General features: G+C 37.2%; 24 protein-coding genes and 1 pseudogene. 21 read left to right on the top strand and 4 right to left on the bottom strand.

The genetic code is table 11. The features are described 5' to 3' along the window. The first annotated feature begins 20 nt into the window (after positions 1-20). Both CEF19_RS01250 and glnA read left to right on the top strand, forming a co-directional pair. Positions 21-422 (top strand): MerR family transcriptional regulator, encoded by a 402-nt coding sequence (locus tag CEF19_RS01250; RefSeq protein ID WP_100404397.1) that lies wholly within the window; start codon positions 21-23, stop codon positions 420-422. A 78-nt stretch (positions 423-500) separates the two neighbouring features. Further along, positions 501-1,850 carry a type I glutamate--ammonia ligase gene (glnA, locus tag CEF19_RS01245; RefSeq protein ID WP_100408155.1) on the top strand — a complete coding sequence of 450 codons (1,350 nt, stop codon included), beginning with the start codon at positions 501-503 and terminating at the stop codon, positions 1,848-1,850. A 71-nt stretch (positions 1,851-1,921) separates the two neighbouring features. Here the strand turns inward: glnA and CEF19_RS01240 are convergent, their stop codons facing one another. Then, positions 1,922-2,191 (bottom strand): hypothetical protein, encoded by a 270-nt coding sequence (locus tag CEF19_RS01240; protein ID WP_100404396.1) that lies wholly within the window; start codon positions 2,189-2,191, stop codon positions 1,922-1,924. 177 nt (positions 2,192-2,368) lie between these two features. Between CEF19_RS01240 and CEF19_RS23650 the strand changes: the two are divergent. Beyond that, positions 2,369-2,464: pseudogene (locus tag CEF19_RS23650) on the top strand (YjcZ family sporulation protein); the annotation flags it as partial. A gap of 149 nt (positions 2,465-2,613) precedes the next feature. Here CEF19_RS23650 and lexA read toward each other — a convergent pair. Continuing rightward, the gene (gene lexA / locus CEF19_RS01230) at positions 2,614-3,234 is read right to left on the bottom strand and encodes a transcriptional repressor LexA (protein ID WP_100404394.1); all 621 of its coding nucleotides are present in this window, start codon (positions 3,232-3,234) and stop codon (positions 2,614-2,616) included. 150 nt (positions 3,235-3,384) lie between these two features. Here lexA and CEF19_RS01225 point away from each other — a divergent pair, with 150 nt between their 5' ends. The 9 genes from CEF19_RS01225 (at position 3,385) to mnmH (ending at position 12,916) form a co-directional block, all read left to right on the top strand. Further along, positions 3,385-3,591 carry a hypothetical protein gene (locus CEF19_RS01225; RefSeq protein ID WP_100404393.1) on the top strand — a complete coding sequence of 69 codons (207 nt, stop codon included), beginning with the start codon at positions 3,385-3,387 and terminating at the stop codon, positions 3,589-3,591. Next, entirely contained in the window at positions 3,588-4,235 is a 648-nt protein-coding gene (locus tag CEF19_RS01220; RefSeq protein WP_100404392.1) for a YneB family resolvase-like protein, read from the top strand. Before CEF19_RS01225 ends, CEF19_RS01220 begins: the two co-directional genes overlap by 4 nt. A gap of 72 nt (positions 4,236-4,307) precedes the next feature. Further along, positions 4,308-4,547 (top strand): DUF896 domain-containing protein, encoded by a 240-nt coding sequence (locus CEF19_RS01215; RefSeq protein WP_100404391.1) that lies wholly within the window; start codon positions 4,308-4,310, stop codon positions 4,545-4,547. A 426-nt stretch (positions 4,548-4,973) separates the two neighbouring features. Next, the gene (locus tag CEF19_RS01210) at positions 4,974-6,722 is read left to right on the top strand and encodes an ABC transporter ATP-binding protein (protein WP_100404390.1); all 1,749 of its coding nucleotides are present in this window, start codon (positions 4,974-4,976) and stop codon (positions 6,720-6,722) included. Positions 6,723-6,733: 11 nt separating this feature from the next. After that, complete coding sequence (locus CEF19_RS01205; RefSeq protein WP_100404389.1) at positions 6,734-8,539, top strand: ABC transporter ATP-binding protein; 1,806 nt, start codon at positions 6,734-6,736, stop codon at positions 8,537-8,539. A 279-nt stretch (positions 8,540-8,818) separates the two neighbouring features. Then, positions 8,819-10,813 carry a transketolase gene (tkt, locus tag CEF19_RS01200; RefSeq protein WP_100404388.1) on the top strand — a complete coding sequence of 665 codons (1,995 nt, stop codon included), beginning with the start codon at positions 8,819-8,821 and terminating at the stop codon, positions 10,811-10,813. A 170-nt stretch (positions 10,814-10,983) separates the two neighbouring features. Beyond that, positions 10,984-11,424, top strand: a complete 441-nt coding sequence (gene sirA, locus CEF19_RS01195) for a sporulation inhibitor of replication protein SirA (RefSeq protein ID WP_100404387.1) — start codon at positions 10,984-10,986, stop codon at positions 11,422-11,424. A gap of 103 nt (positions 11,425-11,527) precedes the next feature. Further along, positions 11,528-11,743, top strand: coding sequence for a YneF family protein (locus CEF19_RS01190; protein ID WP_088105199.1), 216 nt, complete (start codon positions 11,528-11,530; stop codon positions 11,741-11,743). 126 nt (positions 11,744-11,869) lie between these two features. After that, positions 11,870-12,916 carry a tRNA 2-selenouridine(34) synthase MnmH gene (mnmH, locus tag CEF19_RS01185; protein WP_227522070.1) on the top strand — a complete coding sequence of 349 codons (1,047 nt, stop codon included), beginning with the start codon at positions 11,870-11,872 and terminating at the stop codon, positions 12,914-12,916. Positions 12,917-12,930: 14 nt separating this feature from the next. Here the strand turns inward: mnmH and CEF19_RS01180 are convergent, their stop codons facing one another. After that, the gene (locus CEF19_RS01180; protein ID WP_100404385.1) at positions 12,931-13,086 is read right to left on the bottom strand and encodes an aspartyl-phosphate phosphatase Spo0E family protein; all 156 of its coding nucleotides are present in this window, start codon (positions 13,084-13,086) and stop codon (positions 12,931-12,933) included. A gap of 190 nt (positions 13,087-13,276) precedes the next feature. Between CEF19_RS01180 and CEF19_RS01175 the strand changes: the two genes are divergently transcribed. Continuing rightward, complete coding sequence (locus tag CEF19_RS01175; protein ID WP_227521889.1) at positions 13,277-13,780, top strand: CcdC family protein; 504 nt, start codon at positions 13,277-13,279, stop codon at positions 13,778-13,780. 49 nt (positions 13,781-13,829) lie between these two features. Here the strand turns inward: CEF19_RS01175 and CEF19_RS01170 are convergent, their stop codons facing one another. After that, the gene (locus tag CEF19_RS01170) at positions 13,830-14,261 is read right to left on the bottom strand and encodes a DUF2621 domain-containing protein (protein ID WP_100404383.1); all 432 of its coding nucleotides are present in this window, start codon (positions 14,259-14,261) and stop codon (positions 13,830-13,832) included. A gap of 130 nt (positions 14,262-14,391) precedes the next feature. On the opposite strand from CEF19_RS01170, the gene CEF19_RS01165 reads away from it, so the two are divergent. The 8 genes from CEF19_RS01165 (at position 14,392) to CEF19_RS01130 (ending at position 23,631) form a co-directional block, all read left to right on the top strand. Further along, positions 14,392-14,808, top strand: a complete 417-nt coding sequence (locus tag CEF19_RS01165; protein ID WP_100404382.1) for a hypothetical protein — start codon at positions 14,392-14,394, stop codon at positions 14,806-14,808. Positions 14,809-14,881: 73 nt separating this feature from the next. Beyond that, complete coding sequence (ald, locus tag CEF19_RS01160; protein ID WP_100404381.1) at positions 14,882-15,997, top strand: alanine dehydrogenase; 1,116 nt, start codon at positions 14,882-14,884, stop codon at positions 15,995-15,997. Between the two features lie 240 nt (positions 15,998-16,237). Further along, on the top strand, positions 16,238-17,080 hold the full coding sequence (locus tag CEF19_RS01155; protein ID WP_198510222.1) for a tyrosine-type recombinase/integrase: 843 nt from the start codon (positions 16,238-16,240) through the stop codon (positions 17,078-17,080). A 164-nt stretch (positions 17,081-17,244) separates the two neighbouring features. Beyond that, complete coding sequence (locus tag CEF19_RS01150; RefSeq protein WP_100404379.1) at positions 17,245-17,439, top strand: hypothetical protein; 195 nt, start codon at positions 17,245-17,247, stop codon at positions 17,437-17,439. A 55-nt stretch (positions 17,440-17,494) separates the two neighbouring features. Beyond that, complete coding sequence (locus tag CEF19_RS01145; RefSeq protein WP_100404378.1) at positions 17,495-17,698, top strand: hypothetical protein; 204 nt, start codon at positions 17,495-17,497, stop codon at positions 17,696-17,698. Positions 17,699-17,957: 259 nt separating this feature from the next. Continuing rightward, complete coding sequence (locus CEF19_RS01140) at positions 17,958-19,145, top strand: oligogalacturonate lyase family protein (protein ID WP_157800859.1); 1,188 nt, start codon at positions 17,958-17,960, stop codon at positions 19,143-19,145. Positions 19,146-19,164: 19 nt separating this feature from the next. Beyond that, the gene (locus CEF19_RS01135; RefSeq protein WP_100404376.1) at positions 19,165-21,738 is read left to right on the top strand and encodes an exo-rhamnogalacturonan lyase family protein; all 2,574 of its coding nucleotides are present in this window, start codon (positions 19,165-19,167) and stop codon (positions 21,736-21,738) included. 342 nt (positions 21,739-22,080) lie between these two features. Further along, positions 22,081-23,631: an extracellular solute-binding protein gene (locus CEF19_RS01130; RefSeq protein ID WP_100404375.1), complete on the top strand. Its 1,551-nt coding sequence runs from the start codon at positions 22,081-22,083 to the stop codon at positions 23,629-23,631. Positions 23,632-23,669 lie beyond the last annotated feature (38 nt).

The raw sequence follows: 23,669 nt of genomic DNA, 5'->3' as shown, positions 1-23,669 counted from the left end.
AAGCTAAGGAGGGTAAAGGGATGAATGATCACATTCGTCGTAACATGCCGTTGTTTCCAATCGGTATCGTGATGCAACTAACAGAGTTAACCGCTAGACAAGTTCGATACTATGAACAAAATGATTTAATTAAACCAGCACGAACGAAGGGTAACCAACGATTGTTCTCATTTCAAGATGTAGATAGGTTGCTTGAAATTAAGAACTTACTTGAACAAGGCGTTAATATTTCTGGTATTAAACAAATTATTCAAATGAAACAGCAAGTAAAAGACCGCGCACTAGAGCAAGAAAAAGAACGTGCAAACAAACAAATGACAGATAGCGAGTTGCGTAAACATCTTAAGCACGATTTGTTTATGGCTGGTCGTCATGGACGAGCTTCAATAATACAAGGACAGTTATCAAGATTTTTTCACTAGATTACCTGAGAAGAACAAGTTTTCCTACTAGTTTTAGGAAGACTTTTCTTAATAAATATTTTGTTGGAAGGGGTTTACATAATGGCATATACAAAAGAAGATATTTTAAGTATTTCTCAAGAAAATAATGTTCGTTTTATTCGCCTTCAATTTACAGATTTACTAGGTACAATTAAGAATGTTGAAATTCCAGTAGATCAGCTAACAAAGGCTCTTGATAATAAGATGATGTTCGACGGTTCTTCAATTGAAGGATTTGTTCGTATTGAAGAGTCAGATATGTATTTATACCCTGATTTAAGTACATGGGTCATTTTCCCTTGGACTCCTGAAAAAGGACGCGTTGCTCGCTTAATTTGTGATGTGTATTTACCAGGAAAGCCTGGGGAGGAGCCAACACCATTTGCAGGAGATCCACGAGGTATCCTTAAACGGGTTCTAAAAGAAGCGCAAAGCCTTGGATTCACAGCGTTTAACATTGGACCTGAACCAGAGTTCTTCTTATTCAAAAATGATGAAAAGGGTGAACCAACCCTTGAATTAAATGATAAAGGTGGGTATTTTGACCTTGCGCCAACAGACTTAGGTGAAAACTGCCGTCGTGATATTGTTCTTGAGCTTGAGGATATGGGCTTTGAAATTGAAGCTTCTCATCATGAAGTGGCTCCTGGTCAGCATGAAATTGATTTTAAATATGCTGACGCTGTTCAAACTTGTGATAATATCCAAACATTTAAACTCGTTGTTAAAACAATTGCACGTAAGCATGGTTTACATGCGACATTTATGCCAAAGCCACTTTTTGGAGTAAATGGCTCAGGAATGCATTGTAACATGTCATTGTTTACGAAGGAAGGCAATGCATTCTACGATGAAAGCACAGAATCTCAGCTTAGTACGACAGCGCTACAATTTCTAGGAGGGATTTTAGCTCACGCAGAAGCATTTACGGCAATTACTAACCCAATTGTAAACTCATATAAGCGTTTGGTTCCTGGTTATGAAGCACCTGTTTACGTGGCTTGGTCAATGCGCAATCGGAGTCCACTTGTTCGTATACCTTCTTCGCGTGGTGTAAGTACACGTATTGAAGTACGTAGCCCAGATCCAGCAGCTAACCCATACTTGGCAATGGCAGCAATGCTATCAGCGGGAATTGATGGAATTAAAAAGAAAATGTCTCCTCCTCCAGCTACGGATCGTAATATTTACGTGATGAGTAAAGAAGAGCGTGTTGAAGAAGGAATTAATGATTTACCTGCTACACTTAAAGATGCAATTGAAGCGTTAATAAAAGATGACGTGCTAATTAAAGCTTTAGGAGAGCATGCGGTTGAACACTTTATCGAAGCAAAAGAAATTGAATGGGATATGTTCCGTACTCAAGTTCATCCTTGGGAACGCGACCAATATTTCGAGAACTACTAAGAAGATAAAACCCTTAACACAACTCGTGTTAAGGGTTTTTTTGTAATGAAAAAACACGCAAATTCTGCGTGCTACCTATTCAATCGTTTAATTTTGTTCATCTTTAACATTTGTGGAAAAATAATAATAATAAAATAGATGCCAATAACATCTGTTGTTGAAAATAAGTGTTGTGGGAGAAGGATAAGAATGAGTCCTATGTAAGTTAGAAACAAAAGAATATTATAACGAGTTAATTGTTTTTTTGAGTAAAATTTATATTTATGAAAGTTATAGATAGCTAAAATGAACGCAAACAAACTTGTGTTTTTGGACTGTGGTTTGTTTTTTTTGTTGTGCATGGAACCCCCCCTTACTTAATGATCTTTAGTTTACCATAGAAAAAAACCTGATACTATACAGAAAAGTTATTCAAACTAAGCAGCGGTAAATTAAAGTTGCGCCCAAACAAAATTTTGAAGTCTGCATACAGTGTAAACGTAAGGTTAATTTGATTTTTTAAAAAGGAGTGTTGTTACATGTCAGCAGGAGCAGTTGCAGGAACAGGTTACACTGGAGGCTTTGCGTTACTCGTCGTTTTATTTATTTTATTGATAATTGTTGGTGCAAGCTGGTTTTCAGGTGGCTACGGAGTAGAAGCAGGCGTACCAGGATATGGATATGGTTACGGTTACTAAGAAATATGCAAAAAAGCATCGAATGATTTATTCGATGCTTTTTTGCATATTAACCGGACAAGCTTCATATATTCGAAGGAGGATAATCAATGAATTGTGCGAAACACGCCAATTACTTTTCCAAGAACGGTGCAATCTCGTAAAATGATTGGTTCCATTGTTGAATTTTCCGGTTGAAGACGAATGTAATCTTTTTCTTTAAAGAAACGTTTAACGGTAGCTTCGTCATCTTCGGTCATAGCGACAATAATATCACCATTATTTGCCGTACTCTGTTGCCTAACAATGACCATATCACCATCAAAAATTCCTGCTTCAATCATTGATTCACCCTGAATGACGAGTACATACACTTGTTCATTGCTCATCAAGTGTTCGGGGAGGGGCATATAATCTTCAATGTTTTCAATTGCAGTTATTGGAAGTCCTGCAGTGACTTTACCAATAATTGGAGCATACATTGTTTGTCTTTCTTCAACAATGGAAACTGGATCAACATTTATTACCTCAATAGCCCGTGGTTTTGTAGGATCGCGACGTATAAGTCCTTTTTTTTCAAGGCGAGAAAGGTGACCATGTACAGTAGAGCTTGAGGCAAGCCCAACAGCCTCACCAATTTCACGAACAGACGGTGGATATCCTTTTTTTCTTACTTCATTTTTTATATAATCTAGTATTTCCTGTTGCCGTTTTGATAGTTTTGACATTGATACACCTCATTCCTGTTTCCTAATTAGCTAAATTGTACCATGCGAACGTATGTAATGCAAACATAGGTTCTAAAAAGTTATTGACACAAACGAACGTTCTCGTTTATCATAAAATAAGAACAAGCATTCTCATAGGAGTGATATAAAATGATAAAGAACCTATCAAGCCAAGAAAAATTTATAGTTGTTGCAGCGATTTTAACATTACTTTTTATTTATAGTACGATTTTGTTCACGGCTAATTCTGGAAATCATGAAGGTGTAACCTTAAATTCAGTTAACATTTATGAGGAAGAACTTTCCGTTCCTGACAATAATTCCTCGACGGCTTTTGTTTTTGAAGAAGAACAATGAAAAAAGCGATAATTTATTGCCGGGTTAGTACAACTAAAGAGGTTCAACAAACATCGTTACACAGACAAAGAGTAGAATTAGAAGGAGTAGCAAAAGAGTATGATTTATTTGTCATTCGGACAATTGAAGAAACAGCTAGTGGATATGATGTCGATAGAGATGGAATTTTGGAACTACTCTCTCTCTTTCGAGAACAAAGAGCGACTATTTTATTAATTCAGGATGATACAAGAATTGGACGAGGCAATGCAAAAATGGCTATTATCCATCAATTGCGAAAGTTTGGTATCCAGATTTATACTATTCGTGACCAGGGCGAGCTTCAGTTATCAGAAGCTGACACAATGGTATTAGATATCGTTTCAGTTGTAGAAGAGTATCAACGTAAATTACATAATGTAAAAATTAAACGGGGTGTTTTATCGGCAATTAGCCAAGGGTACAAGCCTCATGAAAATTTTAAAGGACGTGCTGGAGGCGGTCGTGAAAAAAAGGAGCTCCCGATTGAAGAAATTGTTAAGCTTCGTAACCGAGAGCTTACGTTTCATGAAATAGCCGCGACATTAAGAGGTTTAGGTTATGACGTTTCAAAAGCAACTGTTCATCGGCGGTTTAAAGAATTTCAATCGTTGAATAACCTCTAACTTGATACTCATCATTATGACGTGCTAAACTTAATGAACAATTCTTGTTTGCTAAGAAAGCAGGTGAAATAGATGCTATCGAAAAATCAACTTGCTCGGATTAACGAACTTTCTAAACGAGCAAAGCAAGGTGTTTTAACGAATGAAGAAGCAAAAGAACAACAAGAGCTTCGTCAGCAATACATTCAGCAATTTAGGCAGTCCTTTAAAAAACAACTTCATTCAGTTAAAGTTGTGGATGAAGAGGGTAATGATGTGACCCCCAATAAATTAAAAACTAGCAAAATAAATAATAATCGATTCATGCATTAAAAACTTCTCTAAGCTAGAAGTTTTTTTATTTTCATTTAAACCAGTCTGTCTAGAGCTAAAAAAAAGAATTTTATAAACCGCCTCTAGGCAAAATGAGTGCAGTATAAAAGAACGACCAAGCCCAACCATGATACTTGGTTCCAAAACAAACTTTTAACCGAGATGGAGGAGGACATGAAATTTCATGCGATATCTGTGAAATTTTGTGATCTGCATGTTAAGGTTCTTAGTATTGTGCAAGTAACAGTTAATTTTTTCTATGTTGGTTCATGCGGTTTATCATTATAATGAAACAATCCTTTAAAAAGGGTAAAACAGGAAGGTCTTTTTAGAAAATGTTAGGTGGTGTTTTGATTTCATCTTTTTTGTTCGTAACAACTACTCGTTTCATGCTACAAGAATCAACAACATAAGGCGGTGTTTTTAATGGATACGTTTAAACGTTTAAAGGAATATTATTGGCCATTCAAATCTTATTTTATTTGGTCTTTGTTAGCACTTATTGTTGTTACTGGGATGACGGTTATGTATCCTGTAATTTTACAATATACAATTGACCACGCTATAGACGCAGGAAACTATGAAATAATCCCTTATTTAGTCTTGGTTTTATTTATTGTTATGGGCGTAAAAAGTCTGGCGGCCTATATTCATCAATATCTTGGCGATTTATTTGGAATTACAGCGGTTCATCGACTTCGAAATATGTTATATAAGAAGCTACAATTTTTACCTTTTCGTTATTACGATAACGCAAAAACAGGGGATTTAATGTCCAGACTAACAGCAGATGTTGAAGCATTTCGATTCTTTCTTTCATTCGGTTGTGCCCAACTTTTGAACATTGTCATGCTTGTTGGTTTAAGTATGGCCGTTATGTTCTATTATTCGGTACCGCTTACACTTGTCACACTTTGTGCTCTTCCTTTTTTAGTGGTCGTTGTATCAAAGTTCGATAAACGTGTTCACCCTGGGTTTAGAGGTATTCGTAAATCACTAGCTCAACTAAATACAAAAGTTCAGGAAAATGTTAGTGGTATGCATACTGTTAAGGCTTTATCTCAAGAAGATCAAGAGATTGAAAGATTCGATACAAATAATGAAGATTACCGAAAACGCCATTTAGATATTTCTAGAATATGGGGCAATTATTTTCCGTTAATGGAGTTCATCGGAAATGTGTCTGCTGTATTTTTACTTGCATTTGGTGGTTATTTAACGATTATTGGAAGTCTACAAAAAGGTGAGCTTGTTGCTTTTTTTAGTTTAGTATGGTTTATAATGGGGCCAATTATGCAATTAGGTTTTATTATAAATATGTTTTCGCAATCAAAAGCGTCTGGGGAAAGACTACTTGAAATCCTGGATGAAAAAGAACGTCTAGATGAAGCAACATCTGATAGTCAGCACAGATTGATAGGAGAAGTAACCTTTGAGAATGTATCACTTAAGTACAAAGGGAAAGATAATTTGGCTTTAGAAGATATTTCATTTAAAGCTGAAAAAGGTAAAACTATTGGACTTGTTGGAGCAACTGGATCTGGTAAATCTAGCATTGTTCAATTAATTACCAGGTTTTACGAACGTACAGATGGTAAGGTTCTCATCGATAATAAGCAAATTGAAAACTATTCACTTGAAGAGTTACGCAGGAATATTGGCTTTGTGTTACAAGAAACATTCTTATTTTCCTCTACGATACGAGATAATTTAGCATATGGAAGAGCTGATGCAACGATGGCAGAGATTATCGATGCAGCGAAACGTGCGGATGCTCATGACTTTATTCAAGAACTTCCTAATGGATATGAAACAGTGCTTGGAGAGAGAGGAATGGGTTTATCAGGAGGACAGAAGCAAAGGGTAGCGATAGCTCGTGCCATCTTAATGAATCCGAGTATTTTAATCTTAGATGATGCGACAAGTGCAGTTGATATGCAAACGGAAGTCAAAATACAGCGTGCTTTTCGTGAACTCATGAAGGGCCGAACTACGTTTATCATTGCCCATCGAATTTCTTCGGTCAAATATGCTGATGAAATTCTTGTACTCGATAAAGGTAAAGTCCAGGAACGTGGAACTCATCAAGAACTGCTAAGTAAGAACGATGGAATGTACAGAAGAATTTATAGTATCCAGAACCAAGATCAGAAATATGTGTTACAACAAGCGTAGGGAGTGACAAGATGGAACAAGTAACGAAAAAAGCACGTTTTCATTATTCAACAGACCAAGTCATTGAAAAACCGTTTAATTGGTCGCAAATGTATCGGTTACTTGGTTATATGAAACCATATGCTACATCTCATTTACCAAAGACTATTATTATGATGCTCATCGCAACTGCTGTTCGTTTAGCAGTTCCGATATTTATCGGAGTTGTGGCCGTGGATTGGGCAATCGACTCAGGTAGCTTAACCGTTTTATTTGGGTCAGCGGCCATTGTCCTTTTTTTATATTTAATTGCCTGGATTGCGAACGTTTTCCGAATAAGATGGATGAATGAGTTAGGTCAACATATTATTTTTGATATAAGAACCGCTCTTTTTAAACATATTCAACGTCTTTCGCATCGCTTTTTTGATCAACGATCGGGTGGATCAATCCTAGTCCGAGTTATAAATGATGTAAATTCATTACAGGATTTATTTACAAATGGTGTTGTTAACTTAATTATGGATATTGTCATGCTTATAGGGATAGTTGTTATACTTTTTACCTTAAGCCCAGAACTTGCGATTATGGTGCTAATTGTCCTGCCACTGATGTTTTTTATTTCGACGAAGCTTCGGAGAAGAATACGTCGTTCTTGGCAGGAAGTGCGCCAACGTCAATCGAAGTTAAATTCTCATTTAAATGAAAGTATTCAGGGAATTCGTGTGACTCAGGCTTACGCCCAGGAAAAGGAAAACATGGATTTCTTTGACGATGTGAATACTGATAATTATCAAAGCTGGAAAGATGCTTCACGAATGAATGCACTTTTTCGTCCTTTTGTTGAGATGTCTAGTGCGATCGGGGCAGCCGTTTTAATTTGGTATGGTGCTTCCTTAATTCAATCTGAGACGATAACAATAGGGGTGTTTATATCGTTTGCGTTTTATTTAGGGATGTTTTGGGAGCCAATTTCACGTTTAGGTCAAGTGTATAATCAACTACTAGTGGGGATGGCATCTTCTGAACGTATTTTTGAGTTTTTAGATGAAAAACCTTCTGTACCAGAGGCTAAGCACGCTGTTTCCTTAGGGGATGTAAAGGGTGAAATAGTGTTTCAGAATGTAGAGTTCTCGTACGAAGCAGATCGAAAAGCTTTACACGAAATTAGTCTTCATTTTGAAGCAGGTCAGACGATTGCTTTGGTTGGGCATACTGGATCAGGAAAATCAACAATTGTAAACCTGATGAGTCGCTTTTATGATCCGACAAAAGGAACGGTTTACCTTGACGGAATAGATTTACGTGACATTAAATTAGATGAATTACGTTCAAATGTTAGCTATGTCCTTCAGGATACATTTATTTTCGCCGGTACCATTCTGGATAACATCAGATTCGGCAAACCAAGTGCATCAGATGAAGAAGTAAAAGCGGCAGCAAAAGCTATCGGGGCACATTCATTTATTGAACGCTTGGAAAATGGTTACGAAACAGAAGTTGAAGAAAAGGGGAATATACTTTCTGTAGGTGAAAGACAACTTTTATCATTTGCAAGAGCACTTTTAGCGGATCCAAAAATCTTAATTCTAGATGAGGCAACTGCCAGCATTGACACAGAGACGGAACTTAAAATTCAACAAGGTTTAAAAAAGCTCCTTCACAACCGAACGGCCATCATGATTGCTCATAGACTGTCAACGATTAGAGATTCCGATAAAATTATTGTATTAGATCATGGACACGTGATGGAACAAGGAACGCATGAACAATTGATGGAAAGCAAAGGTGTATATTATCAGCTTGTAAAATCTCAATACACAGCAACTGCAGAATAAAAGGTAGACTTTTAAATAAACTATAAAGAGATAATTGCTCAATGAGCGTCCTAAAGAAGAAAAATCATTTTAGGACGCTTTTTTATAATTTCAGTTAACATATTTAATTATTTTTGAGTATTTTTGAGTATTATTACGTAAATATGTTCGTTTTTATGTTGCTTATTATTAAAATATTGTTGATTTATCATTAAATATTACAAGAATACTTGTGAAAAGAGCAAAGAAAGTATATGATTTAAACGAGAAAGTTTTATTTGAAAGGAAGATGAATAAATTATGTCAACGAAAATTGAAAATTTAGCTATTAATACGATTCGTACCTTATCAATTGATAGTGTCGAAAAAGCAAACTCAGGGCACCCTGGTATGCCTATGGGTGCAGCTCCAATGGCATTTAGCCTTTGGACGAAATTTTTAAATCATAATCCTGCAAATCCAGAGTGGGTGAACCGAGACCGTTTTGTATTGTCTGCTGGTCATGGCTCTATGCTTTTATATAGCCTCCTACATTTAACTGGCTATGACTTATCACTTGAAGATTTACAAAACTTCCGTCAGTGGGGTAGTAAAACACCGGGTCATCCAGAATACGGTCATACTCCAGGAGTGGATGCAACAACTGGACCACTTGGACAAGGGGTTGCAATGGCAGTAGGTATGGCAATGGCTGAGCGTCACTTAGCTAGTACATACAATAAAGAAGGCTTTGAAGTGATGGATCATTTTACTTACAGTATTTGTGGTGATGGAGATTTAATGGAAGGTGTTTCTGCTGAGGCAGCTTCACTTGCAGGTCACCTTAAATTAGGTCGTTTAGTTGTATTATATGATTCTAATGATATTTCTCTTGACGGAGATTTGCATATGTCTTTCTCTGAAAATGTAGAAGACCGTTACAAGGCATATGGTTGGCAAGTTATTCGTGTTGAAAATGGTAATGATGTTACTGAAATTAGTAACGCGATTGAATCGGCAAAAGCGGATGACCGTCCTACACTAATTGAAGTTAGAACGACAATTGGTTTTGGGTCACCAAATAAATCAGGTAAATCAGCCTCTCACGGTGCTCCACTTGGTGCTGATGAAGTTAAATTAACAAAAGCTTCGTATGAGTGGGTATCCGAGGAAGAATTTCATGTTCCGGCTGAAGTTGCACAATTGTTCGCTAAGGTTAAAGAAGAAGGCGTGCAGAAAGAGCAAGCTTGGAATGAATTATTTTCATCTTACAAGAAAGAATATCCAGAATTAGCACAACAATTTGAGTTAGCCGTAAACGGCGAATTACCTGAAGGTTATGATGTGGATGCTCCAGTATATGAAGCTGGAAAAAGCGAAGCAACTCGTAACTCTTCTGGTGCAGCTTTAAATGCATTTGCTCAACATGTTCCTCAATTATTTGGAGGGTCTGCTGACCTTGCAGGTTCTAATAAGACGAACATGAAAGGTTTAGGAGATTTTGGCCGAGATAATTATTCTGGACGTAATATTTGGTTTGGTGTTCGTGAATTCGCAATGGGTGCAGCGGCAAATGGTATGGTCCTTCACGGAGGATTAAAAGTATTTAACTCAACATTCTTTGTGTTTTCTGATTATTTACGTCCTGCGATTCGTCTAGCAGCATTGATGAAGTTACCAGTTATTTATGTATTTACTCATGACAGTATTGCTGTTGGTGAAGATGGCCCAACACATGAGCCTGTTGAACAATTGGCCGCTCTTCGTGCCATTCCAGGACTATCAGTTATCCGTCCTGGCGATAGCAATGAAACGGTTGCTGCTTGGAAAATGGCACTTGAGAGCAAAGATACACCTACAGCTCTAGTGTTAACTCGTCAAAATTTAAAAACAATTGAAGGAACAGACCAAACTGCTTATGAAGGTGTAAGCAAAGGAGCTTATGTTGTTTCAAAGGCAAATGGTCAGGTAGATATGCTTCTGCTTGCTACTGGTTCAGAAGTCCCTCTTGCTGTTGAGGCACAGAAAGTGCTTGAGAAAGATGGTATTCACGCTTCTGTTGTTAGTATGCCAAGTTGGGATCGTTTTGAAAAGCAGCCACAAGCTTATAAAGACGAAGTGATTCCTCCAACAGTAAAGGCGCGTCTAGGACTTGAAATGGCTACATCTTTAGGATGGGCAAAGTATGTTGGAGATCAGGGAGATGTTCTTGCAATTGATGGATTTGGTGCGTCTGCTCCTGGCGAAAAAATTATGGCTGAATATGGCTTCACAGTTGAAAATGTTGTTGCTAAGGCAAAGGCATTGCTTCAGTAATAAATTAGTTTGAAATGAATTATTAGGGAGGGTATTTCAAAAGGCTTTATAACCTTTTGAGATACCCTTTTTTCGACAAAACTAGTGAGGCTCTGCTCCAACTTCAGACAATGATTTTACTCGTTATCACCTATAATGACTTTAAGTACATGGGTGAAAGGGTGAGGATCATGCGGCATTATGAATTATATTTGTTAGAAGAAGAAGTCGCTCGCCGGTATTTCGGACAAGAATCAAAGTTATTCCATCTATTTCTGGAACATTCTAAGTCTTCCATTGAGCAACGAATACTGATTGAAAAGCAAATTGAGTATATTTCGAAACCGCTTCCTAGTCTCTTAGTACAGCAAAAGTTAAAGCAATCATTTAAACATTTAGTGAGCTATAATGTATATAAGCAAACACATTATTTAGAATGGCAACAACCTGCGAGTTGTGCAGAATTAATCTTATACAGTAATCACCTTTCATTAACAACAGAAGGTGGTATAGAGGCTGAAATGATGTTTTTTGAAGTGCTTCGCAAAGTGGATCCTTGCTTTTTTGCTGTTAATCTTGAAGGTCATCGCTTTGGCTGGCTGAACCCAATTAAACAAGTGAAACTTCTTTAAGGGGTTAGAAAAATGGGTTATTTTTTTGGTTGCTACTTTTAAATGATGCGCTGTTACGATATAATAAATAAGGTTGATTTAGTTGAAGGAGGACGTTTTACGTATGTGGATTCATATTATAGGGTATACGGTGGCAGTTCTTGCAGGTTTAGCCATCGGTTTTTTCATTGCAAGAAAAACGATGATGTCATATCTAAAGAAAAATCCGCCCATCAATGAGCAAATGCTACGTGTCATGATGATGCAAATGGGGCAAAACCCATCACAAAAGAAAATTAATCAAATGATGAAAGCCATGCAAAAACAACAAACAAAATAATGAATGGGACAAGCACCTCGCGATGGGGTGTTTTTCTACTATTAGTACACTTCTCGAAAGGAACAATGACTTCGGTCAGCTACCTAATCATATAGATTAAAAAAGAAGGTGTTTTAATTGTCAACAGTGGATGTTGCTCAACTCACTTTAGACCAAATTTCATATGAGACTGATATATTTATTGATGTTCGGTCACCGGATGAATTTGCCGAGTATTCGTTACCAAGAGCTATAAATATACCTATATTTACTAATGAAGAACGTGCAATCGTTGGGACAACATTTAAACAGCAAAGCCGAGAGGCCGCGATGAAGGTAGGGTTATCTATCTTTGCGCCAAAATGGCCAGATGTTGTTCGACAAGTAACCTCATTACAGACCGAAAACCGTCGCATTATTATTTACTGCTGGAGAGGCGGGATGCGAAGTAAAACAATTGCAGCAACTCTTGGCTTAATGAACATACCCTGCTATCAGCTTGTGGGGGGAATTCGCTCCTTTCGTCGCAATATTCAGCATAGATTAGCAGAAGAATCAAAAAAAGAACGTGAATTTATTGTTATAGCAGGACATACCGGAACGAGAAAAACCGAATTTTTAGAGGAATTACAAACGAATGGGTTTCCTGTTCTAGACTTAGAACGATTAGCAGGTCATAGAGGTTCGATTTTTGGACATATCGGCATGATACCTAATAGTCAAAAGCAATTCGATTATTTACTACTGTGTCGTTTGGAAGAACTAAAGGATCATAAAACAGTGATTATAGAAGCAGAAAGTAAACGAATTGGACATGTTGTCTTACCCGATTTTATCATCGAAGGAAAACAACGAGGTACGCGAGTTGAGTTAGTCTACCCGTTTTGGAAACGTGTTGATCATATTCACAGAACATATCAACCTGAGAAAAATGCGGAGCATATCTGGGAGGCTATCGAATATTTGAGAAAACGACTCTCAAAGCAAGTGTATGATGAAGTAAAGGAGTGCTGGGAAACACAAAACTACAAGCAGGTGTTTGCTCTATTGCTTGAATATTACTATGACCCAAGGTATAAGCATGCATTTCAAAAATATAGCGAGGCTTCATGCATGGTGGAATTTACAACATTTCAAGAAGGGTTAGAAAAAGTAATCACTCTACTTCATGAACGAACAGAAAAAACGTCTTAAATAACTAAGCCGTTTTAATTTTTTAATTTACTTCTCTCATATTCATTTAATAATTTATCAAGCTCTTGACTAAGTTCAAGGACAGCTTTCGAGCTTAGCCCTTTAGATAAAGCAATTTTATATAAGTAATCACGTTTTTGTTCAATAACTTCTCGGAGCATTACTGCCATAACTAGTCCCTTCCCTTTCCTATTAATAATACAAATATTTGGTACAAATGACAAGTAAAAGGTGAAGGGTTTCTTATAGAAAAAACTCTTTTTATGTTTAATGAGGTTTGAACGTCAATTAGGTTTGAAAGATCATCGTTTTTCCTGTATCTTTAAAGAGGTGTCAACGAGAAAGAATGGGGTGAGTGGCTTGAATGACATCTATGTAGTCATTTCGACGATCGGTGCTGTTTGTATGGCAATTATAGTGATGATAATCCGATTGAAGGCAACAAAGCGACCTGCTTCTATCAAAAAAATTGTTCTTCCGCCGTTGTTTATGTCTTCAGGCTTTCTCATGTTTTTATATGAGCCTGCTAGGCCAGCTACACTACAAGTAGCGGAGGCGCTTGCTGTTGGAATCATTTTCTCACTTTTCTTGATCAAAACGTCAAAATTTGAAATTAGAGAAAATCAAATTTATTTACGACGTTCAAAAGCTTTTATATTTATTTTAATTGGACTTTTACTAATACGGATTATTTTTAAAATAGTTATGGGGGATATGATAGAAATTGAAGAGTTAGCAGGAATGTTTTTCTTGCTTGCCTATGGAATGATTCTTCCTTGGAGGATTTCTATGTTCATTTCTTTCCGTAAACTTCAGAAAAAAATGCGGAATAGTCCTAATCTGGTCGTCACAGCACAGCCATAATTAAGAGAGGTGGGTTAAGAGGTTGTTTTACCTCTTAACCCACCTTTTCTTATGATATTTCAAGTAAATCTCGGTAAGGAGACATGTCGATATTTTTTTCTTTTAATTTCTTAATTAAGAATTTATGGTCTCTTTTAGGTGTGGCTAAGATATAGCCACGAACAATATAGTCAAGTGTTAAAACCTTTGCCTGGTCCTTAAGCACGAGTTCACCAATTTTACCAGCTATTTTTCCTTTGGCGACGTCACGAAAAAGCTCCGGTACCGGTTCAACTAAATCATTTAATAATTTTTTTTGTTCGTCCTCCCAAAGATGAAGGGTTTGTTCAATATGAAAGTCTTGCCAATCCAAGATGGACTTTCCATCTTCTTTTGGTAGGCGTTTTAAAAATTTTCGAAACATAAAATATCCACCAATAAACATAACCGTAATCAGTACGATTGTCCATAGGACGATAAACCACGAAAACCATGTAGGCATTCTTTTCACCTCGTCTATTCATTCAATCCTATCCTATCATAAAACAAGTTAGTCTGCTAATGCTAGACTAAAATTAAAGTAATATGTCTATCCTTCGAAACATTTGATATGATAGAGACGAGGTGAGTTTATGACGTATTTAATTAACTATGCTATTCATTTATTAATTTCTGTCTTGTTCTTTATATTAATTGCATTCCCTTTCCTAATTAAAGGGACAATGGAAGAAAAGCAGAAACAATCCCGAATTTTGAACACATACCAACGAGTTATTTGGCTCGCACATGGCGGTTTAATTATTGCTCTGGTTTCGGGCATTCTAATGACAACAGATTGGCTCTCAATTTGGGTTTGGCTTGTTCTTCTATGTTGGATTGTACTGGGTGCATTCTTAGGTCTTACAGCCAAGATGTGTAGGCTAACGATAGAGAAATTAAAGAAAAATGAGGATTCAAGCGTTGAGTTTGAGAAATTACGACGTTTTAGTCTGCTACTATCTATCGCCATCATCGTGATGTTTGCTCTTAAGTTTATTCGATACGTATAGAAAAACATAAAGAGAAAATCCTATCCAATTATGAGTTTTTCTTAAACCGAAATAATATGAGGGAGGTTTACAGATGATAATTGGAATACCCAAAGAAGTAAAAAATAATGAAAGTCGTGTGGCAATTACTCCGTCTGGTGTTTCGACCATTGTAAAAGATGGACATCAAGTTTTGATTGAACGGGATGCAGGGAAGGCTAGTGGATTTGACAATGAGATCTATGTAGCGGCTGGTGCAAGCATCGTAGACGGAGCTAACAATGTTTGGGAAAAGTCTGAGATGATTATTAAAGTGAAAGAACCTATTCAAAGTGAATATAAGCATTTTCGTAAGAATCTTATCCTGTTTACATATTTACATTTAGCGGCAGAACCTGAATTAGCAAAAATGCTCGTCGAAAAAGAAGTCATAGCCATTGCGTACGAAACAGTGCAAGTTGGTCAATCACTTCCGCTTTTAACACCAATGAGTGAGGTAGCAGGACGTATGGCGTCTCAAATAGGTGCTCAATTTCTTGAAAAACCCCATGGTGGCCGAGGAATTTTACTGTCAGGGGTACCTGGAGTAAAACGTGGGAAAGTAACAATTATTGGAGGCGGTGTGGTAGGGTCAAATGCTGCTAAAATTGCGATGGGGCTAGGATCTTCTGTTACGTTAATTGATGTAAATCCTGAGCGATTACGTCAGTTTGATGATTTATATGGGAGTGATATCCAAACATTGATGTCAAACCCTCTAAATATTGCAGATTCAGTAGCAGAGTCAGATTTAGTAATAGGTGCCGTTCTTATACCAGGAGCAAAAGCACCAAAGTTGGTAACAGAGGAAATGGTTCGTTTCATGAACTCTGGATCCGTTATTGTCGACGTGGCAGTAGATCAAGGTGGGATTTTTGAAACCATTGACCGCGTGACAACTCATGACGAACCGACATACTTAAAGCATGAAGTTGTGCATTACGCGGTTGCTAATATGCCTGGAGCTGTTCCGAGAACATCCACAATTGCCCTTACAAATGTTACAATACCATATGCTCTTCAAATAGCTAATAAAGGAATATTAAAAGCAATAAATGATAATATAGCCCTTGAATTAGGGGTGAATACTGCATTAGGTAAAATAACGTATCCAGCCGTTGCAACTGATTTAGGGTATCAATATACTCCGGCTAAGGAAGCTCTTTTCTAGATTAGATATCAAATAGGGAGAAGTCGAAGTAAAGCTCTTTGACTTCTCCTATTTTTTATAATGAAAGACCAAATGCGCATCTCGAAACAGACAATTTTATCCACTTAATGTAAGGTTAAAAGTCGACGGATATACATGATTCGGTGATGTATAGCTGTGAAGAGTAAATAGATTTAGTTGCGTAGAATTTGACGTATGTTTTAGATGTGGTATACTAAATCCATTAGGGGGGTAATCACATTGAATAATAAATGCGCTGGAGACACAGAAGATTTTAAAGATGTTATTGAAATGTTTTCTACCTATCTCTCTACTAAGGGAAGAACAGAGAATACAATAAAAACGTACTGTGGGGTTATCCAATCATTTTCAGTATGGCTTGATGAGCGAAATCGTTCACTTAATCAGCTAACAAAACAAGATGTCCAATCCTATTTAGATTTTCTTAAATTAGAAAATCGAAGCGATACAACGATAAATAAAATATTTAACTCAATCCATACATTTACGAAATCAATTGGTCAATCGGAATTAATGGTTGATGTTAAACGCACAAAGGTGGAACCGCAGAAAGGATTGCCAGAATGCTTAACAGAGGAAGAAGTAAATCGCTTGTTAGAAAAGGTGAAAGAAGAGAAAAATATTCGTAATACCGTGATTGTCTATATGCTTTTGCACACGGGGGTTCGAGTTTCTGAGCTTTGTCAGCTTAATAAAAATGACGTACAAATAAATTATCGGAGTTCAACAGGTCAACTTGTTGTTCGAAATGAGAAAACGGAGTACGATCGCAATATTCCGCTTTCAAAAGAGCTTGTGATTCATATAAAACAGTATATTGAGGCAAGGAATGACCAAGAAGAAGCCTTATTTATTTCAAATTATGAGAAGCGAATCGCTGCGCGTACGGTGCAGCATATGTTAAAGAAGCAATACGGTATTCATCCACATAAATTAAGGCATACCTTTTGTTATAATTTGGTGAAGAGGGGTATCGATTTATCTATTGTTAGTCAATTAGCTGGTCATTCTGACCTAAATATAACAAAGCAATATGAAGAATCTGAAAATCATGTAAGCTAGAAGCTAAGAAAAGGGTGTCCTCTGCGGCACCTTTTAAAGTTATTTAAATCGTTTCCCTTCCACCTGCTATTGCTTAGTGTAATTGGTGAAATTCTTACCATAACTCTATCGACTCTATAAAAAATATCGACTATAAAAAAACGTTTCTTAAAAGGGTGAAGCAAATGATAAAAGAAGAAGCGCTCCAAATATTACAACAGCTACGGACACAAGAAATCTCTTCTTATCGAGTAAATAAACAAGACTTTCTTGACTTTAGATCTGTTTTATCAGAGCAAGGGGATATGAAAAACTTTCGGGGCAATGCCCAACACGGAGGAGAAGCTATTTATACATTTGAGCCAGGTTGGACAAAGTAAATTAAATGAATGATAAATGGATCATGGGTAAACGATAACATAGAGGTGATCCACTATGACAAAAAAGAAAACAGAGAACATGCCTTCTCAAACTTTCGAAACAGGAAAAGTCGGTATACAAAATGAACTGAGATCCAATTTTCCATTTGATACGACAGACCAGTATGCTGGCGACTCGGTTGACAAACATAAGGAATTAGAAAATGCGAATGAGGACCTAGCAAAAGAAGAACTGGATCAGATGAATAATAATTTGTAAGAGTGTCTTTCTAAGTTTTCATACTAGCTCAGACGCTGAGACATTTGGTGCGCTAATCCAGCAAATCTCCTATTTGTCCAATACTCTAATAGCAAAATGTGATAAGTATGACAAGAAAGTTCTTATAGAAAAATCAGAACTTTTTTTCTATAAGATGGACTAAATTGAAACAAGCAAGAATGTGATATTGTCGGAAAAGATGTTCCCCTGTAGAGTATGTATTGTATGTAACAGCTACTATCAAGAGGAGAGTGAAAAGATGAAAAAAGGGAAGGTTTGGCCAAGTGAGAACAGTCAGTATCAAGATCCTATTACAGGAACGACGATTAAGCAACTAACAAATTATATGGCTCATAGTTATCACTTGTATTTTACAAACCCAGGCTGGATTGAAGATGGGCGTCGATTGCTATTTGGTTCAGAACGAGAAAATACAGCTAACTTATTTTCTGTTGATATAGAAAATGGTGAGATTACACAATTAACCGATTTTCGAAAAGAATCACAAGTTGGTATTCAAGGAACCTATGTAAATCCAATTTTAAAAGAGGCATATTATATTGTTGATAATTATATTGTCAGCCTTGACTTGAAAGGGCTTACAGAAGAGAGGATTTACACGCTTCCACAAGGTTTTCGTTTTGGTAATATAAGCTGTATAGCTGATGGCAAATCATTATGTTTTAGTTTGAGTGAAGATTTATCTAGCAAAATCTCTAGTAATCTTGGGAGTGGCTATGTAGGATTTGAAGAGACCGAGGCGGCTAGACCACTTTCGCAAATCTGTTTACTTGATTTAGGTTCGGGCGACGTTCAGGTCATTCATGAGGAACAGCGGTGGATAGGTCATGTTAATGCTTCACCTACGCAAGCTAATTTAATTACATTTTGTCATGAGGGACCTTGGGAAAAGGTTGACCACCGGATTTGGGGTATGAATTTAGAAACAAATCAGATTTGGAAAATTAGAGATGGTGCACAAAACCAGTATGCAGGCCACGAATACTGGCACGCGGACGGTCTTCATATTGGTTATCATGGGTTTACGGAATCATTAGATCGAAAAGATGGCAAATTTATCGGGTTTGTCAAATATGACAATTCGGAACAGGAAGAGTATGAGTTTCCATATCAAAATATGCATATCCATTCGAATTCGAAAGAGTATATTATCGGTGATGGTCAACAAGCAAGTGCGTATCATGGAGAGACTTATAAGGATTGCATTTTTCTTTGGAAGCGAACAACAACAGGGATGGAGGGCCCGCGAGTATTATGTAAGCATCGTGGCAGTTTTCATTCACAAAAGGTACACGTTCATGCATGCTTTAGTCCAGACGGTTCGAAAGTATTATTCACAAGTGATATGTCAGGATATGGAAATGTTTATATGGCGGAAGTACCAGATTTCGAGAGTCTACCCAAGCTAGAAGATTTGAAAAAATGAACATGAAAGGATGACGTGTATGAATGTACATTGGTTACATACTAAGCCAAAAACTCCAGTAGGTATCACCTGGGGTGTTCCATGGGGGAAAGGTGAACGAAAGCGAAACGAAACACTTCAATTAAAAGATAAGTCAGGTAGATTAACCCCATTACAAACATGGCCAATGGCATACTGGCCAGATGGAAGTGTGAAATGGTCAGGCCATGCGGCTGTGTTAGATAGTAAAGCAGACCACACATATGAAGTAGTCGTAGGAAATTCAAAAAGTACTAGTAAGGGATTGCAAGTAAACGAAACGGATAAAGCAGTCACGATTCATACAGGAACGACAGAATATATAATTTCAAAGGGACATACTCATTTCATTGAAAACGTGAGCACGAATGCTAAAGGAAACCTTATTGCAATGACTGAAACGAGAACGGAAGATGATGAGGGTACTATAACTCGTCAACATAAACTAACACCTATTATTCAAAAGATTGAAGTAGAACAGTTAGGACCAGTACGTGCTGTGATTAAAATTGAAGGTATTTTTAAACATAAAAGTCGAGAATGGTTACCGTTTACACTGAGATTATATTTCTATGAAAATCTTGACTCATTTCGCATTGTTCATACATTCTTTTATGATGGGGATCCAGCCCAGGATTTCATCAAAGGAATAGGAGTAGAGTTTACATTACCTCTTGAGGGTGATGCATGGAATCGTCATGTTCGATTTGCTGGGGAACTTGGTTTATATCAGGAACCTGGACAGCTTTTATTAACAAGACGTTACCCTGATGGAGATGGTTACTTTCAAGACCAAATTAACGGAAAGTATATCCCTTTAAATGAGGATAAGCACCAGGAATTTAAAAAGCATGTTACCGACAATGCTCAGTGGAACGATTTTAAACTTTATCAAGCTTCTTCTGACCACTATATTATCCAGAAGAGGACGAAAGAAGGCTTTTCTTGGATTGATGTGACAACAGGCGCTAAATCTAATGGATTAGTGTATGCAGGTGGAGAAAATGGAGGTCTTGCTGTTGGATTTAAGGATTTCTGGCAAAAGCATCCATCATCACTAGAAGTGAATCACCTTCTCAAGGAAGAAACATCATTAATCTGTTGGTTGTGGTCTCCGGATTCAATGGCAATGGATTTACGGCATTATGATGACGAGACTCATGTACTAAGTGCTTATGAAGGCTTTCCTGAAATGCGTGCAACGCCGATGGGGATTGCTAATACGAGTGAAATTTCTGTACAATTATTCACACAAACACCATCTCAAGAAGATCTAATGGATTTAGCTAACGAATGGCAGACGCCATCAAGATTAATTTGTTCGCCGCAAACCTATTATAATAGTAAAGCGATTGGCACATGGAGTTTACCTGACAGAGAGGATCCTCTAAAGGCTTATTTAGAAGAACAAATGGATCTGGTTATCACATTTTATCAAAATGAAATTAAACAACGAAAATGGTATGGATATTGGCATTACGGCGATGTCATGCATACGTACGACCCGATACGTCACCAGTGGCGCTATGATTTAGGAGGATTTGCTTGGCAGAACACAGAACTTAGTCCGAACATCTGGCTTTGGTATGCATTTTTACGGTCTGGGAGAGAGGACATTTTCCGGATGGCAGAAGCTATGACGAGACATACAAGTGAAGTCGACCGTTATCATTTTGGAGAATACGCTGGGCTAGGATCACGACATAATGTCGTTCACTGGGGATGCGGATGCAAGGAAGCTAGAATTAGTATGGCAGGTATTCATAAATTTTATTATTTTTTAACTGGTGATGAGCGGACTAGAGATTTATTAGAAGAAGTAAAGGACGCTGACTTTGCAACGGAAAAACTAGATCCAATGCGAGAGTTTTACGCGAAGGACGACTATCCAACACACACAAGAGTGGGTCCAGATTGGGCGGCCTTTACGTCAAATTGGCTTTCTGAATGGGAAAGAACTGAAAATACGTTGTATAAGGATAAAATTCTACAAGGCATTAATGATTTAAAAAAGCTTCCTTATCGATTATTATCCGGACCAACCTTTGGTTATGATCCGAAAACTGGAAAGTTGTATCATATGGGAGATGGCAACGAAGGTGGCTATCATATGGTCATCGCCTTTGGGGCACCGCAAGCTTGGATTGAACTAGCAGATGTTTTGGAAGATGAAGAATGGAAAGATATGCTTGCAGACTTTGGAGAATTCTATCTTCTAAGCGATAAAGATAAGAAAAAACGGAGCAACGGATCGCTGAATAACAGACTCTATAGTCTACCAATGCTTGCTAGTGGGATAATGGCATATGCTGCAGCAAGAAAACAAGATCATAATTTAGCGGAAAAAACGTGGAAGACACTACTAGATGAATCAATTAGTTTTATGACACTACCAATAACGCCAGAGAAAATATCAACATGGCGTGAATTTCAAGAATTACCGACTAATTCTGTGATTTCAACCAACACAATTTCACAGTGGTGTCTGAATACCATCATGGCACTTGAATATATCGGTGATGATATTCCGAAAGACTTGTTGCAAAAAATGATAGGCATAGGAAAAAAGAAATGATACTCGCCTAAAGTGCCTCATTACCTAGAAAAGGGTATGTGATTTCGTTTGAAAGCTAAATATTTAAAAAGTTCAACTGGGCAAAAAAGTGATAATTTAATAAGTTGAAATTGCTATTATCCTTTATGGAACAAGGGTTTTAATTAATATTCATTCAAAAAATACAAGAAGACAAAAAATGAATATTGTTGGAAACGTGAAAGCGCTTTATATTTTGGGTAGGCCAACGGAAGACGTTTGCTCGGAACTTTAACGATAAGAAGGGGGGATAAAATCCTTTTCAGTTTTATTAGCTCAGAAAAAACATTACAAAAAAACGAGAAGATTTAGGGGGAATTTAATGTGAAACGGTCAACATCATTTTTACGTTACTTAGCACCAACAATTGGAACAGTTCTTATGGCTGGTTTAATCGGATGTAGTAATGACACAACAACAGAAACTGAGAGTAATACGAGTGATTCGTCAGAGCAGTCAGAGCAATCAGAAGAAAGATATGAGATTGATATTATGACGATGCATCATCAGCCTGAACCGCCAACTCCAGATAGTCCAGTATGGCAAGCTATTGAGGATTACACTAATACTGAAATGAATATTCAATTTGTACCTTCCGCTTCATATGAAGAACGCTTTAATATTACCTTAGCATCAGGAAGCCTTCCTCATATTATGTTGACAGAACAAAAGAGCCCAAGTTTCATTAATGCTGTAAAAGATGGAGCTTTTTGGGATTTAACAGATTATCTTGACGATTATGAAAGCTTAAGTCAAATGAATGAAATAGTTAAAAATAATATTTCAATTGACGGCCGAATTTATGGAATTTATCGCTCAAGACCACTAGGAAGAAATGCGACGATTATTCGTAAAGATTGGTTAGATAATGTTGGAATGGAAATTCCAGAAACAATTGATGAGTTCTACGAGGCGTTACATGCATTTACTTATGACGACCCAAATCAATCAGGTGCGGACGATACGTATGGTATGGTCGTTACTGAATATGAGGGACCATGGGATATTATGCAAACATGGTTTGGTGTACCGAATAAATGGGGTGAAGATAGTAATGGGGATCTTCAACCAGACTTTATGACAGATGAATACCGTGAAGCATTGAAATTCTTTAAGAAATTATACGATGAAGGTCTTGTTAATGAAGATTTTGCAGTTATGGACCCAGCTCAGTGGTCAACTCCTATTGTAAATGGGGAAGCCGGTGTGCAAGTAAACGTTGCCGATGAAGCAAACCGTATTCAAAACAAAATTTGGGATGCGAACCCGGATTCAGAGGATGTTATGGAAATCTTCCGTTCTCCAGAAGGCCCTAATGGTCACTTTAATCTTCCAACACAAGGATATGCAGGAATGTTTGCAATTTCCACTACTTCGGTGAAAACGGAAGAGGAGCTAAAAAAGGTTCTTCAATTTTTGGATGATTTAAATAGTGAAGAAGGACAAACTCTTGCTAATAATGGAATTGAAGGAACACACTATAATATTGTCGATGGGGAGCTTGATCAAGTTTCACTTGACGATCCAAACTTGATGAACGATTATGAGGATTTAAACCAGCTTCAAATGTTTATCCCAGAAAATCGTTTCCTTAAAGGAAATCAAACACGATTAAATATCTTGTCTGATGAGATTATTGCGGCAAATGAAGAAATCGTTGTCGGAAATCCAGCAGCACCATATATTTCAACTGTTTATGCTCAAAGAGGTCAACAATTGGATAACATCATTAAAGATGCACGAATCCAATATATAGTTGGTCAAATTGATGAAAATGGATTGGATGAAGCCGTTGAACTTTGGAAGCGTTCTGGTGGAGACGACTACATCGCTGAAATTAACCAATTACATGATGAAGCTCAAGCTGCACAATAATGTAACACTTAGCAGGTGGTGCATTGCCACCTGCGCTT

This window comes from Bacillus solitudinis (genome assembly GCF_002797395.1).
In the GTDB taxonomy this organism is placed as follows: domain Bacteria; phylum Bacillota; class Bacilli; order Bacillales; family Bacillaceae_D; genus Halalkalibacter_A; species Halalkalibacter_A solitudinis.
The sequence above is the reverse complement of the archived record's forward strand: the minus strand, read 5'-3'. Positions and strand labels throughout refer to the sequence as shown.